We start from the raw sequence: 15636 nt of genomic DNA on the forward strand, positions 1-15636 counted from the left end.
CGAGACGGTAGCACTCCTTCCCGACCATCCGCCCGTGACCTTCACCTGGCGAGGGGTGCGCCGCCGCGTGAAGCGGGCGGACGGCCCGGAACGGGTTTTCGGGGAATGGTGGAAGCGTGACGCTGAGCTCGCGGCGGTGAGGGATTATTTCCAGGTCGAGGACGAGAACGGCGAGCGCTACTGGGTCTACCGTGCCGGCGACGGAGAGGATGCCGCGACCGGATCGCATAAATGGTTCATGCACGGGATTTTCGGATGACTGGCGCAACCCGATATGCCGAGTTGCAAGTGACCTCGCATTTCTCCTTCCTGCGTGGAGCGAGTAGCTGCGAAGAGCTATTCGCGCAGGCGGCGCTCCTCGGCATCGAAGCACTCGCTGTCGTCGATCGCAATTCGCTTGCCGGCATCGTGCGCGCCCACGAAGCGGCGAAGACGACAGGCGTCCGACTGATCGTCGGCTGCCGACTTGATCTCGCCGACGGCATGTCGGTCTTGGTTTATCCGATCGACCGACCGGCCTATTCGCGCCTTTGCCGCCTGCTTTCGCTCGGTAAGGGCAGGGCCGGCAAGGCGAAGTGCCATCTCGAGTGGGATGATGTCGTCGCCTACGGCGAAGGTCTGATCGCGGTTCTCGTGCCGGACGAAGCCGATGATCTTTGCGCCGTTCGTCTGCGGCGGCTGCGCGAAGCCTTTGGCGATCGCGCCTATCTGGCGCTCACCTTGCGCAGACGCCCCAACGACCAGCTCCGGCTATACGAGTTGGCGAACTTGGCGGCCGCGATCGGCGTGCCGAGCGTCGTCACCAATGACGTGCTCTTCCACGATCCGGCCCGCCGCATGATGCAGGATGTCGTCACCTGCATTCGTCACAATGTCACCATAGACGACGCCGGCTTCCGGCGCGAACGTCATGCCGATCGCTTTCTCAAACCGGGCGATGAAATGGCGCGGCTGTTCAGCCGTTATCCTGAGGCCCTGGCGCGCACGGTCGAAATCGCCGACCGCTGCCGTTTCTCAATGGACGAGCTCGCCTACCAATACCCGGAGGAAAAGACCATGCCGGGCCTAACCTCCCAGCAGGCGCTGGAAAAGCTGACCTGGGAAGGTGCAGCCCGCCGCTATCCCGAGGGTCTTCCCGACAAGGTGATCGGTATTCTGAAGCACGAGCTGCGGCTGATCGAGACGCTCAAATATGCGCCGTACTTCCTGACCGTCAACTCGATCGTCCGCTTCGCCCGCAGCCAGGACATTCTTTGCCAGGGCCGCGGCTCGGCCGCCAATTCAGCCGTATGCTACGTGCTAGGCATCACCCCCATCGATCCCGAACGCAACAATCTCCTGTTCGAGCGTTTCGTCAGCCGGGAGCGGCGCGAGCCGCCCGACATCGATGTCGATTTCGAGCATGAACGACGCGAGATCGTCATGCAGTGGGTCTACGAGACTTACGGTCGCGACCATGCCGCACTGTGCTCCACCGTCATCCGTTATCGCACCAAAGGTGCTGTCCGCGATGTCGGCAAGGCGCTCGGCCTGCCCGAGGACATGACCAAACTTCTGTCCTCGCAGGTGTGGGCCATGGCGAAGCAGTCGACGAGCCGCGCGCCGGCGAGCTCAATCTCAATCTCGGCGATCACCGGCTGCGGCTGACCCTTGAACTCGCCGCGCAACTTGCCGGCACGCCGCGTCACCTCTCGCAGCATCCGGGCGGCTTTGTGCTGACGCATGATCGGCTCGACGATCTCGTGCCGATCGAGCCGGCGGCGATGAAGGATCGCCAGGTGGTGGAATGGGACAAGGACGATATCGACGCCCTCAAATTCATGAAGGTGGATGTCCTGGCGCTGGGCATGCTCACCTGCATGAAGAGATCGTTCGATCTGCTTGCCGAACACAAGGGCGTCACACTCGACCTGGCCACCATCCCGGCCGAGGATCCGCGCACCTATGCGATGATCCGCAAGGCCGACACGCTTGGCGTGTTTCAGATCGAATCCCGCGCGCAGATGTCGATGCTGCCGCGTATGAACAGGGCGACATGGTTCATCCCTACCTTCGCCGCCGCGACGGCAAGGAGGAGGTGACGTTTCCGACGCCGGAGCTCGAGCGCGTTCTCGGCAAGACGCTCGGCGTGCCGCTGTTTCAGGAGCAGGCGATGCAGGTTTCCATGATCTGCGCTGGCTTTTCGGCCGGCGAGGCCGACCAGTTGCGGCGCGCCATGGCCACCTTCAAGCACACCGGCGGTGTCTCGAAGTTCCGCGACAAACTGATCAATGGCATGATCGACAACGGCTACACCCCGGAGTTTGCCGAAAAGACCTTCTCGCAACTCGAAGGGTTCGGCAGCTACGGCTTCCCCGAAAGCCACGCCGCCTCCTTCGCGCTGATCGCCTACGCCTCATCCTGGATGAAGTGCTGGCATCCGGATGTCTTCTGTGCCGCGTTGCTGAATTCGCAGCCGATGGGTTTTTATCTGCCGGCCCAGCCGAAGGATACCTGGAGGCTCGCGCCAGGAGCGGCACGGTCGTAACAAACGTACATGCTGGCGCCGCCGAGATCGCCCGTCCTGGACACTTCAGGGCCGCCAAACCGTCATACGATGAATGTCGTCGGCAAATGATTGTGCGCTGCAAATTTTCTCTTCGCAATTGCACAAAAATGTGGCACATGCTTCCTTCCGCAGCGGAAGGAGAGGTCGGTGAGCGCAACCGGAGGATCGAAGGCATTGACGGTGCCGGATATCGCGGCGCGGAAGGGGAAGACGCCGCTTGTTTGCCTAACGGCCTATACAACGCCCGTCGCCAAGCTTGTCGACGGCCATTGCGACGTGGTGCTGGTCGGCGACAGTGTCGGCATGGTGTTGCACGGGATGCCTTCGACGCTTGGCGTCACGCTCGAAATGATGATCTTGCACGGCAAGGCGGTGCGGCGCGGACTTCAAAGCGCTCTGATGATCGTGGACATGCCGTTTGGCTCTTACGAGGATAGCCCCACGCAGGCCTTCCGCAATGCGGCCCTCGTCATGGCCGAAACCGGCGCGGGGGCGGTCAAGCTCGAAGGCGGCGAAAGCGTCGCGGAGACAATCCGGTTCTTGACCGCGCGCGGCATACCCGTGATGGGCCACGTGGGACTGACGCCACAGGCGGTCAATGCTTTTGGCGGTTATCGCATTCAGGGCCGAGGCGAGGATGCCGAACGGATCCTGCGTGATGCAACGGCCGTGGCTGAGGCTGGTGCATTCGCCGTCGTACTCGAGAAGATACCGGAAGCGCTTGCTCGGCTAATTACAGAGCAAGTGGCGATCCCCACAATCGGCATCGGTGCATCGTCCGCCTGCGACGGGCAGATCCTTGTTGTCGACGACATGCTGGGCCTGTTTGGCGCCTTCCGGCCAAGTTTCGTCAAACGGTATGCGGAGCTGGGATCGGCTGCGGACGCAGCGATCGCAGCATACGCAAGCGAGGTGCGCGAGCGCCGCTTCCCAGCGCTCGATCACGTCTTCGGCGATGAGCCGCGGACAGTCAGTGAGGTTGCTTCATGAGCACCGCAATCGTCCGGATCGTCTCCGAACTGCGTAGCATCGTTGCCGCTTGGCGCCGCGAGGGTCTAAAGATCGCTGTTGTGCCAACAATGGGCGCCCTGCATGAGGGGCATCTCAGCCTCGTGCGGGCCGCACTGGCCAAGGCTGATCGGGTGATTGTGACGCTGTTCGTCAACCCGAGACAATTCAACAATGCCGCTGACCTGGCCGCCTATCCGCGCACGGAACACGATGACGCGGCGAAGCTCGCATCGGTCGGCGCCCATATTCTTTATGCTCCCAATGCAGCCGACATGTATCCGCCAGGCTTCGCGACCACAGTTTCGGTCGGCGACGTGAGTGAGGGGCTTTGCGGCACGTTTCGGCCTGGCCACTTCGATGGCGTGGCAACGGTGGTCACAAAGCTTCTTCTGCAGAGCGGCGCCGATCTGGCGTTTTTTGGCGAGAAGGACTTCCAGCAACTCCACGTCGTGCGCCGGCTTGTCCGTGACCTCGATATCCCGATCCAGATTATCGCAGGCCCGACGGTGCGCGAGACCGATGGCTTGGCGCTGTCGTCGCGCAACACGCGGCTGTCTTTGACTGAGCGCCACAGGGCGCCTCGACTGGCTGAAATCTTGGTCCAAACGGCCAATCAGCTGAGTTCGGGCGTATCTATAAAAGGTGCGCTGACTGACGCGCGAGAGGCGATCCTCGCCGCGGGCTTCTCCAAGGTCGAGTATCTTGAACTGCGCGCGGATAATGATCTTGCCTCGATCCTGAGAGTGGACCGACCAGCGCGGCTGCTCGTCGCGGCCTGGCTCGGCCAGACACGGCTAATCGACAATGTTCAAGTGAACTTGGCACGCTCTGCAATGGCGCAGCAAGCCGCTGCCTGAACGACGTGGCATAAGCGCCCCGGCGGCGCATATATATTGGCTGGCGCTCCACACTTGCTCTGCCAATTTTTACGACACGCCGATTTGTCCTCAAAAGTTGAGATTGGACTTGTATGGGCGCTGCCGGCGCGCCGGATTGGCGGGATCCGCCGGTTAAATGCCGACCACCAGTGCACCGCCTGTCAGGCCGGCGCCGGCTGCGGCCAGCAGCAGTTTCTCGCCTGGCTGAAAGGGATTGGCGCCATGCGCGATCGACAGCGAGAGGGGAATTGTCGCGGCCGATGAGTTGCCGTAGTCGGCGATGGTCTTGACGATGCGCTCATTCGCAATGCCAAGCGACTTGCCGACCGCGTTGAGGATGCGGGCATTTGCCTGGTGCGGCACGAAGCGGGCGACGTCCGGCGCCGAAAGGCCGGCCGCCTGCAGCGCCTCTGCGGAGCAGCGGCTCATCATCTCCACCGCGTTAGCAAAGACCTCGCGGCCGTTCGTGATGGTCATGCGGGTTTCGGCGATGTCGATTCCGTCGGAGAACGGACGATTGCTGCCGCCCGCGGGGATTTGGATCAGGCCATAAGCGGACCCATCGGAGGCAAAGGAAGAGCCGAGGATGCCGTGGCCGGCATCGCTTGACGGGGCCAGCACCACGGCGCCAGCGGCGTCGGCAAACAGCACGGCGCTTGCCCGCTCGGCCGGGTTGATCCGGCGGCTCAGGATGTTGGCGGCGATAATGACGGCCGGCTTGTTGTGCAGGCGCACGAAGCCATCGGCGAAGGTCATAGCATAGATGAATCCGGCGCAGGCACCCGCGAGGTCGACGCCGCCGGCCATTTGAAGGCCGAGCCTGTGCGCCACCAGCGGCGCGCTGGGCGGCAGGAGATGGTCCGGCGTTGACGTGGCAAGCAGCAGCAGCCCGATCTCCTTGCGATCAATGCCGGCCGCCCCGAGCGCCATGTCGCCTGCCTTCGTCGCCAACCCGGACAGCGTGTCGCCAGGCTCCGCCCAGAAACGCGAGCGAATGCCGGTCCGTCCCTCGATCCAGCCTGGCTCCAGCCCGAGGCTTGCCTCGATCTCGGCATTGCCGACTTTTCGAGCCGGCACGTGATGGCCAAGGCCAATGATGCGCGCGGTGCGGTTCATCGGCTTTCGCTGGCTAGTTCAGCCGCCTCGTCTATTGCCGCGTAAAGGCAATCGAGCTCGTCCGACGTCACGCAATAGGGCGGCAGCACGTAGATAACGTTGCCGAGCGGTCGCACCAACAATCCGCGTTCGAGGAAGAAGGCGCGCAGCCTTGGGCCGACCTCGGCCAGATAGCCTGCATTGCCGACGCTGAGGTCGAGCGCGGCAATCGTGCCGGTCGTGCGCACATTGTCGAAACGCGGATCCTGGCTGAACCGCGCAACCTTCTCCCTCTGCGTCCGCGATAGCGCCGCTACGCGTGCTGCAACCGGCTCGTCATTCCAGATGCCGACATTCGCCAGTGCCGCCGCGCAGGCGATCGGGTTCGCCGTGTAGGAGCTCGAATGGAAGAAGGTCCTGGCCCGATCCGTCGAATAGTGCGCGCGGAAGATTGCATCGGTGGCGAGCGTCGCCGCGAGCGGCAGCGCGCCACCTGTCAGTCCCTTGGATGTGCACAAAATATCGGGCGTGATCGCTGCTTGCTCGCAGGCGAACATGGTGCCGGTGCGACCCCAGCCGGTCATGACTTCATCGGCGATGAAAAGCGTCCCGAAGCGCTCGGCAATGCGCTTGAGCTCGGCCAGAACCGAAGCCGGATAGATCAGCATGCCGCCGGCGCCGAGCACCAGCGGCTCGACGATCAAAGCGGCAACATCGCGGTCACGCGCCAGCCGCTCGAAGGCGTCGAGCGTTTCCTGTTCTCGGCCCGCGGCGGGGAAGGGGATGGTGTCGACCTGAAACAGCAGGGGCTCGTATGCGGCGTTGAAGACGCCGCGCGCGCCGACACTCATCGTGCCGATGGTGTCGCCGTGATAGCTGTGCTCCATGACGGCGATGCGCGAGCGCGGCACGCCATTGTTGCGGTGAAAGCCGAGCGCCATCTTCAGCGCTACCTCGACGCTGGTCGAGCCGCTGTCGGAGAAGAACACCCAGTCGAGACCCGCCGGTGTCATGTCGACCAGCGCCGACGCCAATTGCTCGGCTGGCTCATGGCTGAGGCCGGCGAAGATCACCTGGTCGAACGTGTCGGTCGCCTCGCGGATCGCCTCCATGATTTTAGGGTGGCGATGGCCGTGCGTAATGACCCACCAGGAAGAGATTGCGTCGAGGATACGCATGCCTTCGCGCGTCTCGACATACGCACCCTCGGTGCGCACGATTGTCGGCGGAACGGGCTCGGTGGCATGCTGGGTAAAGGGATGCCAGACAGCGGAGCGGCTCAATGTGGGGCCTCCATAAAGTCGGCGACGTTGAACGCGGCCCGCATCGCCACGGAAAGCCCCTTGGGCGTCAGCGGGTCGAGGCGCGGCAGGCGACCGAGAATGCGAACCTTGCCCATCTCCGCGATCGTTTTTTGCGTATCCGCCATCTCGTCGCCGATGAAGGCGATGCCGAGCAACGGTATGGAGCGGGCGCGCAGAGCTTCCACCGAAAGCAGGGTGTGATTGATGGTGCCGAGCGCCGTGCGCGCGCAAAGGACGACCGGTAGCCGCCATTGCCGGAAGATATCAATGAACCTCGTTTGCCGATTGAGCGGCACCATCAGCCCGCCGGCGCCTTCGACGATCAAAGGGCCCGGCAGAGCTGGCAGCGAGAGCTTTGCCGCCTCGATCGCGACGCCGTCGATTTCGGCCGACCGATGCGGCGACAGCGGCATCTTCAGACGGTACACTTCGGGCAGGATGCGCCCAGCGGGTAGGCCGGAGAGGCGGGCAACGACCTCGCTGTCGGTTTCCTCGTGAAGGCCCGATTGCACCGGCTTCCAATAGAAGCGGTCGACAACCCCCGCGAGGCCGGCCGCAAACACCGTCTTGCCGACGCCGGTGTCGGTGCCGGTTACGATGAAGCGTTCCGTCATTGCGAGCGCTCCCATTTCTCGGCAAGAGCCTCGAACAACCCCGAAACATCGTCCTCGCCGACATTCAGCGTCAGCGAGATCCTGAGCCTCGCGGTGCCCTCGGGCACGGTTGGCGGCCGGATGCCGCGCACATCGAACCCGCGCGACTGCAAAGCCTGCGCCAGCGCCATGGCGCGTCGATTGTCGCCGACGATGATCGGCAGGATCTGCGAACCGCTCGCGGCCAGGCCAAGCTCCTCCGCTCTCTCGCCGGCAAGAGCGACCAGCCTCGCCAGCCGCCCGCGGCGTTCCGGTTCGTCGGCGACAATGTCGAGGGCCGTTGCCGCCGCCACTGCCATCAGCGGCGAGGGCGCGGTGGCGTAGATGAAGGGCCGGCAGCGGTTGACGAGATAATCGCAAAGCACTGCGGGTGCGGTGACCAGCGCCCCGGAGGCGCCGAGCGCCTTGCCGCAAGTATGCAGCACGACGACATTGTCGCAGCCTTCGAGATCGTGCGCGAGACCCCGCCCGTCGAGGCCATAGATACCAGTGGCGTGCGCCTCGTCGACGAACAGGAACGCTTCGTGCCGATCCGCGACTTCGATCAATTCGCCAAGCGGCGCCCGGTCGCCATCCATGCTGTAGAGGCTTTCGACCACGATCCAGGGACGGCCAGTCCCACCCATGACCCGCCAGGCTATGATGGCATCGTCCACAGCGCCCGCATCATTGTGTGCAGCCTGCACGACGTCGGCGCGGCCGGCGCGCGCTCCTTCATGGGCGCTGGCATGGATGAGTTCGTCAAGCACGATCAGGTCGCTTTTGTGGGGCAAGGTCGTGAGCACCGCCAAATTGGCAATGTAGCCGCCGCCGAAGAACAGCGCGCGTTCGGCGCCGAAGAAGCCGGCCGCCTTGGCTTCGAGCGCTTCGTGCTCGGGCGCGTTGCCGCGCAGCAGCCGCGAGCCGGTGGAACCGACGGGCGTGCCTGCCGCGACTGCCGCAGCGACCGCTTCCGCCATGCGCTTTGATCGCGCTAGGCCGAGATAGTCGTTCGAGGAAAAGTCCAGCCCGGCGCGGGTGCTAAGCGTCCGCAACCGGTCCTTGCGCGCCAGTCCGCTCAGGGTCGCCTGATAACGGTCGAGCATGGCGCGGTCGTTCACCGGGCTTCGCGGTCCATCGGCTTGATGCCCAGCCGGCGAAACAGGGCGCTGTCCTTGTCCTCGCCGGGGTTCTCGGCGGTCAGCAAGGTGTCGCCGACGAAAATCGAATTGGCGCCGGCAAAGAAGCACAGCGCCTGCATCTCATCGCTCATCGCCGTGCGGCCGGCCGAAAGCCGCACATGCGATTTCGGCATCATGATGCGGGCTAGGGCGATTGTGCGCACGAATTCGATCGGCTCGATGGGTTCGGCCTCGCCGAGCGGTGTGCCCTCGATCGGAATCAGCATGTTGATCGGAACGCTGTCGGGCGGCTCGGGCAGGTTGGCCAAAGTCACCAGCATATCGATGCGGTCGGCCTTCTCCTCGCCCATGCCGACAATGCCGCCGCAGCAGATCTTGATGCCGCTGTCGCGGACGTGGCCAAGCGTCTCCAGCCGGTCGGCAAACATGCGGGTCGAGATGATCTCGCTGTAGTAGCGCTCGGAGGTGTCGATGTTGTGGTTGTAGTAGTCGAGCCCGGCTTGCTTCAGCCGCTGCGCCTGATCGAGGTCGAGCATGCCGAGCGTCATGCAGGTCTCCATGCCGAGAGCCTTGACGCCCTCGACCATGGCGACGACAGCGTCCATGTCGCGCTCCTTGGGGCTGCGCCAGGCTGCGCCCATGCAATAGCGCGTGGCGCCGGCGTCGCGTGCCTTCCTGGCCTCGGTGATGACGCGCTCAACCTCCATCAGCTTCGAGGCCTTGAGGCCCGACTGGTGATGCGCGGACTGGCTGCAATAGCCGCAATCCTCGGGACAGCCGCCGGTCTTGATGGAGAGCAGGCGCGACAGCTGCACCCGGTTCGGATCGAAATTCTCCCGATGTATCGACTGGGCCCGGAAGAGCAGGTCGTTGAAGGGCAGGTCGTAGACTGCCTGCGCTTCCGCTCGGACCCAGGGCGGCAGCGCCCACGCTAATGGGTCGGAGGTCAGGTTAGGGCTGCGTCCCAGGTTCATATCCGTCTAGTCCTCCAAATCCTCATACCCTGGCTGAGGGAGCGTCGCACCGACTTGCCGATCGAGAAGCGTAGCCCCCTTGGTCTGGCCGGAAGTACTCATCGGGGGGCGACTGCCGGTTTCGCTACGAAAGGTGGGCCTGCCGTCGGCGGGGTCAGCTACGTCATTGCTGCAGACCGATGCATCGATAGCTTCGCTTTGAGCGGAAGAGCGCTCCCGTCTGATCGCCTCGCAGGATTCGGTGAAGGCCACGTCCAGCAGATAACCGAGAGATTCCAGCCCGTGAGAGGCAGCCATCTGGCGCAGCTCGTCGAGCCGACAGATGATAAAGCCGAGTGCTTCGACACGGTCTTCGGGTTTTTCCTGTTCCGTCACTTCAGCGGACAGACTTTGGTCGGCAATCGGCTGAGCTAAAGCTGGTCTGGCGCCGGATAGCCTACGGCCAAAAGGGTTCCTGCGTTCCCGGTTCATGTCCTCTCCTCAGCTCAGACGCCTGCTGCAATTCCGGTCGACTGGCATGTCGAGGCCGATGTCCAGAATTGGAGCGCTGTGGGTCAGCCAGCCGACCGAGATAAGGTCGACACCGGTTGCCGCAATGGCCGGAGCTGTTTCCGGCGTCACCCGACCCGACGCCTCGGTGATACTCCGGCTGCCGACCATCGCCACGGCCTGGGCGAGATCCTCGACCGACATGTTGTCGAGGAGCACGGCATCGACACCCGCCGCGAGCGCCATCTCGAGCTGATCCAGCGTGTCCACCTCGACCTCGATCTTGACCATGTGACCTATAGCGCTTCGCGCCCGCTCGATCGCGGTGCGGATGTCGCCGGCAATGGCGATGTGGTTGTCCTTGATCAGCACGGCGTCGTCGAGCGCGAAGCGGTGATTGGCGCCGCCGCCGGCGCGCACGGCGTATTTTTCCAGGACACGCAGGCCGGGCGTTGTTTTTCGCGTACACACGATTTTTGCGTTATGGCCGCGCACCGCGTTTACCAGCGAGGCTGTAGCCGTTGCGATGCCGCTCAGCTTGCATAGGAAATTGAGCGCGGTCCGTTCGGCAGTCAGCAGGCTGCGCGCCGGCCCGCTGACATTGGCGATCGTGTCGCCGGCCGAAACTTTGCCGCCCTCGGGGCATTGCAACTGCATGCTGATCCCGGGATCGACCAGCAGGAAGGCAAACATCACCAGATCGAGCCCGGCAACAACGCCTGCTTGGCGAGCAGTCAATGCGAGCGTCGCCTTGCAATCGGCCGGGATGATCGCGTCACTCGTGATGTCGCCGGCTCGGCCCAGGTCTTCCAGCAGGGCGTTACGCACGATCGGTTCCATGATGATCTGGGGAAGCGGTGCAAGTGAAGTCATGTCAACAGCTCCGTTCGGATACTTGCCAGCTGAGCGTGACGGCATTCTCAAAGGCTGTGCAGAGCGTCAGTCGTGAGGGGAGGGCGGCAGCATCGCGCCCGGGGAAATCGGATCGGTAATGCGAGCCGCGGCTTTCCTCGCGCCGAAGCGCTGCGATCGCGATCAACAGCGCTACCAACGCAGGATCGGCCGCCGCCATCCCGCCAACAGCGATCGGCAGCAGAGTCTCGATCGCCTCCCGCAGCCCCTTGCCGTCACGGATGATGCCAAGCGCGTTGGAGACAAGCTGGTGTATGGACGAAGGGTCCGGGCGCACGGGAACGGTTGCGGGAAGCCTAGCCCACTGCCAACCCGCGCAAGTTCCAGCCACGCTTGACGCGACCCAGACAGCTGTCGCAACAGCTTCCGCGAGAGAGTTGCTGGCAAGCCGGTTGGCACCATGCAGTCCCGTGCATGCGACTTCGCCGCAGGCCCACAGGCCGCTCACGGAACTGCGCCCTTCGGCGTCAACGGCCACGCCGCCCATGTGATAGTGAGCAGCGGGACGCACGGGAATAGGCTGCACGGCCGGATCGATGCCGGCCTGCTTGCAAATAGCGTCGATCGCCGGAAAGCGTTTTGCAAATCTCGCCCCAAGACATTGCCGGGCGTCGAGGTAGACATGATGCCCGGCGGCGAGCTGATCGGAGATCGCCCTCGCGACCACATCGCGCGATGCGAGTTCCGCCCCGAGTGTGTCTGCCAGGAAGCGATTGCCATGCTCATCGATCAGCACCGCGCCTTCGCCACGCACTGCTTCGCTGACAAGCGGCATTGGCCGGCGCGGACCATCGAGCGCGGTCGGGTGGAACTGCACAAATTCGAGATCGGCGAGCTCCGCTCCAGCACAGGCTGCAAGCGCCAGGCCGTGCCCGAATGAAGCAAGTGGGTTCGTTGTGTCGCAAAACAGCCCGCCTATACCACCGGTCGCGAGCACGACGCGGCGTGTGGGCAATGCGAACACGCCGCCGTGCAGGACAGCCAGCAAGCCCACAATGCTGCCCTCCGATACAACCAAACGAAGCGCTGTCATGCCTTCCATGATCGTGATCGAACGGGTTCGCCGCGCCACGCCGAGCAGCGCCCGAAACAGCTCGCGGCCGGTTGCATCGCCGGCGGCGTGCACGATGCGGCGACGCGAATGCGCCGCTTCCAGGCCGAGCCGCAGCCTCCCGTCGAGTGAGCGATCGAAGGGAACGCCGAGACGGATAAGGTTCTCGATGGCTTGAGGTGCGGCCTCAATCACCCGCCTGGCCATTTGTTCGTCGCAGTGTCCGTCGCCGGCAGCAAGCGTATCGGTGAGGTGGAGTTCCGGGGTATCGTCCTCGCCGAGGCTGGCTGCGAGCCCGCCCTGGGCGAGCGTGCTTGAGGCTTCGGTCCCGAGCGGTGTTCTGGAGAGAAGAACGACCGGTTGCGGCGCCAGGTGAAGCGCCGTCAGCAGCCCGGCGATACCAGCGCCGATGATGACCGGCGCCCCAGCGATGTCATGGATGTCCGGCGTCATACGAAGAGCATGCGCTCCACCGCCCAGCGGGCGCGCTCGGCGACAAGCGGATCGATCGTGACGACGTGGCGGGTCTCCTCGAGCGCGGTGCGGATGTTGGTCAGCGTGATGCGTTTCATGTGCGGGCACAGATTGCAGGGGCGCACGAAATCCACGTCCGGATGCTCGACCGCGACGTTGTCGCTCATGGAACATTCCGTCATCAGCACCACACGCTCCGGCCTATGCCGCGCGACATAGTCGGACATCGCCGCCGTCGAGCCGGCGAAGTCGGCTTCGGCCACGACCGCGGGCGGACATTCGGGATGGGCAAGTACGCTGATGCCGGGATGCGCTTCACGCAGCTCGCGGATGTCGGCCGCCGTGAAGCGCTCATGCACCTCGCAGTGCCCCTTCCATGCGATGATCTCGACCTTCGTCTGCGCCGCGATGTTCTTGGCCAGATATTCGTCGGGCAGCATGATCACACGCGGCGCGCCGAGCGACTTTACGACTGCAAGCGCGTTGCCTGAGGTGCAGCAGATGTCGGACTCTGCCTTCACCGCGGCGGAGGTGTTGACGTAGGTCACCACTGGAACGCTCGGATAACGCTGCCGCATCAGGCGCACGTCTTCGGCGGTGATCGAGTCCGCCAGCGAGCAGCCGGCCTCGAGGTCCGGTATGAGCACCGTCTTATCGGGATTGAGCAGCTTGGCTGTTTCCGCCATAAAATGCACGCCCGCGAGCACGATGATTTCGGCATCGACCGTCATTGCCTTGCGGGCCAGCGCCAGGCTGTCGCCAACGATGTCAGCCACACAGTGAAAAATCTCCGGCGTCTGGTAGTTATGCGCCAGGATGACCGCGTTGCGCTCCCGCTTCAACGCCAGGATGGCATCGATGTCATCAGCAAAGGCCGGCCATTCGATTGGGGGGATGACCCGCCGGACACGCTCATAGAGCGACGCGGCCGTAGGTAACGCGCCGATCATCCGCGCCTCCGCTTATATTCCGGCTGACAATAAACCGGATATATCTACGTCGACTATAAAGGTGTCAAGCCCGCGAGAGCGGCAATTTGGTCCCGACGACGGCCTGTTCATCAAGGACAGCGTGGCGGAAGCGATAGAGCTTTGCCGGCCGGCCGCCCGTATCGAGAGAGGTCTCGCCGGTTTCCTCGACCAGTTCCTGCTGCTCGACCAGCCTGCGGAAGTTCGGCTTGTTGATCAGCCTGCCAGCCAAGGCTTCCACGGTCCGCTGCAAATGAAGCAGCGTGAAGGCAGGTCGCATGAGCTCGAACACCACGGGCCGGTATTTGATCTTGGAACGCAGCCGGGCAATACCAGTCGCGAGGATGCGGCGATGGTCCGCGACCATGGTTCTCCCCGATAACGAAGCCGCTGCCGACGGCTTCGGATCCGCGGCAGCCTCCTCGACCAGCGCGGCTTCATAGAGCAGCTCATAACGCTGGAGCGTGAGTTCCTCGTTCCAGGGGCGATCGTCGAAACCGAAGGCAATTGCCGCGCGCTGGCGACGTTCACGCCGCGCAGCGGCGTTATCGGCGCCCTTCGCCCAGGCAAGTAGGCGCGGCCGCAAGAGACGAAGCGCGGCCGGCGCGCCGGAGCGGTGATCCTCCCAGGGAAAATAGTCGTACCAGCTGCTCCAGCGCGACGTGCGCGACATCCTGATGGCATCCTGCCGGGTCAGCGCGAGATAGCTGATGGAGATGTTGCGCTGCTCACGCCCGGCAATGATCCGGTCGCGGTCGGCAAAGGTATAGAGTTGCTCGATATAGCCCAGCGGGTGACCCGTCTGCTGTTCGACCCAATCCCGCAGGCCTGACTGCAGCGACCGGTGACTGAGTTCGAACGGACCGGAGGGGAGGGAGTCCCGCTGCCCGACGGTGAGAACACAAGGTTCCCAGTCGCTCACGGCGGCAACGACCGCGATAAGGTCCACATTGATGTCGCGACCCTTCCGGGCGCTGTTCGCTTTTTTGATACGTACTGCTTGATCGTGCATGTTCTGAACGTGGTCGAGCGGCGCGACTAAACCGATTTAATAAAACGTGGACTATGCAGGGCGACACGTCAACCGCGTACCTGTACGGTCTTTTGTTCTTCGCCTTTGCACGAAACTGTGCCAAACGCGACACCCACGACGGGTAATGTTAGGGAAGACAAGGGAATGTTGCCGACCGTGAAGACGCGGGGAGCGCTATGAAGATTTTGCGACGGTCTAGCCCGGGTCCAATGCGGACAATCGGCGTTCTCGATGCTCGTCAGAGCGAAGTTCGCAGGCTGTTCGCCGATCGGTACTCCCGGCGCATTCCCATTACACAACCATCCGGCCGAACTCACCATGGCGAGCGAGGGCCGCAGCAGCGGTGTTGTTGCGTTACCGTTCAGAGCCGGTATCCGGTAGTTGATTTTCCTTGGGTCGATCCAGGGCCTTGCGATTTCTCTCTTTTACTGCGCCTATCCCCAAGGCAGAATGCTAACAGGCTTAGGCAAAACCAACGCTGCAACTGATCAAAGGAAAAATGCATGGCAACTGGAACGGTGAAGTGGTTCAACAGCACCAAGGGATTTGGATTTATCCAGCCCGACAATGGCGGTCAGGATGTTTTCGTCCACATTTCCGCTGTCGAACGCGCGGGCCTCTCGACGCTGAACGACGGCCAGAAGATCAACTATGAGATCGAACAGGACCGCCGCACTGGCAAGTCCTCTGCCGGCAGCCTCAGCAAAGCTGGCTGAATTTTCGCCTGCGTCCCGGCAACAGCGAATGAACGCGAGGTAAGGCGGGGATTGCTCTCCGCCTTTTCCTATTCCGCGCGGATCATGCCCGATAGCAGCTGCGCGCTCCAGAACGACCCTCGAGAGATAAAGTCAGGCTGCGACCTTCTTGCGGGTCCGCTTCGCCGGCGCCGGCGTTGCCGACTCTTTCGGTTTGCGGCCGAGCCCCATGGTCTTGGCCAACGCCGAGCGCGCCGCAGCGTAGTCCGGCGCGACCATCGGATAATCCGCCGGCAGGCCCCATTTGGCGCGATAGTCGTCCGGGGTCAGCCCATAGTGGGTTGAAAGATGGCGTTTTAGCGATTTGAATTTCTTGCCGTCCTCAAGGCAGATGATGTAGTCTGCCATCATCGACTTCTTGATCGGGACC

Annotated in this window: 15 protein-coding genes and 1 pseudogene; 5 read left to right on the top strand and 11 right to left on the bottom strand. The window is 63.4% G+C overall.

Annotation, left to right across the window (positions count from 1 at the left end):
• From EH240_RS35375 to panC, 4 genes and pseudogenes are all read left to right on the top strand, one after another.
• Positions 1–259, top strand: a 259-nt coding sequence (locus tag EH240_RS35375; RefSeq protein ID WP_342634126.1) for a DUF6504 family protein, incomplete at its 5' end; no start/stop codon positions are given.
• Positions 256–2482 (top strand): annotated as a pseudogene (locus EH240_RS35380) (error-prone DNA polymerase); the annotation flags it as partial. The gene EH240_RS35375 and the pseudogene EH240_RS35380, both read left to right, overlap by 4 nt.
• Positions 2483–2695: 213 nt before the next feature.
• Entirely contained in the window at positions 2696–3538 is an 843-nt protein-coding gene (gene panB, locus EH240_RS35385; protein ID WP_125007000.1) for a 3-methyl-2-oxobutanoate hydroxymethyltransferase, read from the top strand.
• A complete protein-coding gene (gene panC, locus EH240_RS35390; protein ID WP_125006990.1) occupies positions 3535–4416 on the top strand; it encodes a pantoate--beta-alanine ligase in 882 nt (293 codons plus the stop codon). Before panB ends, panC begins: the two co-directional genes overlap by 4 nt.
• Before the next feature lie 153 nt (positions 4417–4569).
• Here the strand turns inward: panC and EH240_RS35395 are convergent, their stop codons facing one another.
• From EH240_RS35395 to EH240_RS35440, 10 genes are all read right to left on the bottom strand, one after another.
• Entirely contained in the window at positions 4570–5553 is a 984-nt protein-coding gene (locus EH240_RS35395) for a beta-ketoacyl-ACP synthase III (protein ID WP_125006991.1), read from the bottom strand.
• On the bottom strand, positions 5550–6815 hold the full coding sequence (locus tag EH240_RS35400; RefSeq protein WP_125006992.1) for an adenosylmethionine--8-amino-7-oxononanoate transaminase: 1266 nt from the start codon (positions 6813–6815) through the stop codon (positions 5550–5552). The genes EH240_RS35395 and EH240_RS35400 overlap by 4 nt, the downstream gene beginning before the upstream one ends.
• Positions 6812–7450 carry a dethiobiotin synthase gene (bioD, locus tag EH240_RS35405; protein ID WP_125006993.1) on the bottom strand — a complete coding sequence of 213 codons (639 nt, stop codon included), beginning with the start codon at positions 7448–7450 and terminating at the stop codon, positions 6812–6814. The genes EH240_RS35400 and bioD overlap by 4 nt, the downstream gene beginning before the upstream one ends.
• Complete coding sequence (locus EH240_RS35410) at positions 7447–8574, bottom strand: 8-amino-7-oxononanoate synthase (protein ID WP_125007001.1); 1128 nt, start codon at positions 8572–8574, stop codon at positions 7447–7449. Before EH240_RS35410 ends, bioD begins: the two co-directional genes overlap by 4 nt.
• A gap of 11 nt (positions 8575–8585) precedes the next feature.
• Entirely contained in the window at positions 8586–9584 is a 999-nt protein-coding gene (gene bioB, locus EH240_RS35415) for a biotin synthase BioB (RefSeq protein ID WP_125006994.1), read from the bottom strand.
• A 6-nt stretch (positions 9585–9590) separates the two neighbouring features.
• Entirely contained in the window at positions 9591–10055 is a 465-nt protein-coding gene (locus tag EH240_RS35420) for a hypothetical protein (protein ID WP_125006995.1), read from the bottom strand.
• Positions 10056–10064: 9 nt separating this feature from the next.
• Positions 10065–10946: a carboxylating nicotinate-nucleotide diphosphorylase gene (gene nadC, locus EH240_RS35425; RefSeq protein ID WP_125006996.1), complete on the bottom strand. Its 882-nt coding sequence runs from the start codon at positions 10944–10946 to the stop codon at positions 10065–10067.
• Position 10947: 1 nt separating this feature from the next.
• Positions 10948–12489, bottom strand: a complete 1542-nt coding sequence (locus tag EH240_RS35430; RefSeq protein ID WP_125006997.1) for an L-aspartate oxidase — start codon at positions 12487–12489, stop codon at positions 10948–10950.
• Positions 12486–13460 (bottom strand): quinolinate synthase NadA, encoded by a 975-nt coding sequence (gene nadA / locus EH240_RS35435; RefSeq protein ID WP_125006998.1) that lies wholly within the window; start codon positions 13458–13460, stop codon positions 12486–12488. The genes EH240_RS35430 and nadA overlap by 4 nt, the downstream gene beginning before the upstream one ends.
• Before the next feature lie 64 nt (positions 13461–13524).
• Entirely contained in the window at positions 13525–14490 is a 966-nt protein-coding gene (locus tag EH240_RS35440) for an NUDIX hydrolase (protein ID WP_125006999.1), read from the bottom strand.
• 524 nt (positions 14491–15014) lie between these two features.
• On the opposite strand from EH240_RS35440, the gene EH240_RS35445 reads away from it, so the two are divergent.
• Positions 15015–15227 carry a cold-shock protein gene (locus tag EH240_RS35445; RefSeq protein WP_006339568.1) on the top strand — a complete coding sequence of 71 codons (213 nt, stop codon included), beginning with the start codon at positions 15015–15017 and terminating at the stop codon, positions 15225–15227.
• A 132-nt stretch (positions 15228–15359) separates the two neighbouring features.
• On the opposite strand, the gene EH240_RS35450 is transcribed toward EH240_RS35445, so the two are convergent.
• The coding region (locus EH240_RS35450) for a Ros/MucR family transcriptional regulator (RefSeq protein ID WP_206075379.1) at positions 15360–15636 on the bottom strand (277 nt) is incomplete at its 5' end.

This window comes from Mesorhizobium tamadayense, assembly GCF_003863365.1.
In the GTDB taxonomy this organism is placed as follows: Bacteria; Pseudomonadota; Alphaproteobacteria; order Rhizobiales; family Rhizobiaceae; genus Mesorhizobium; species Mesorhizobium tamadayense.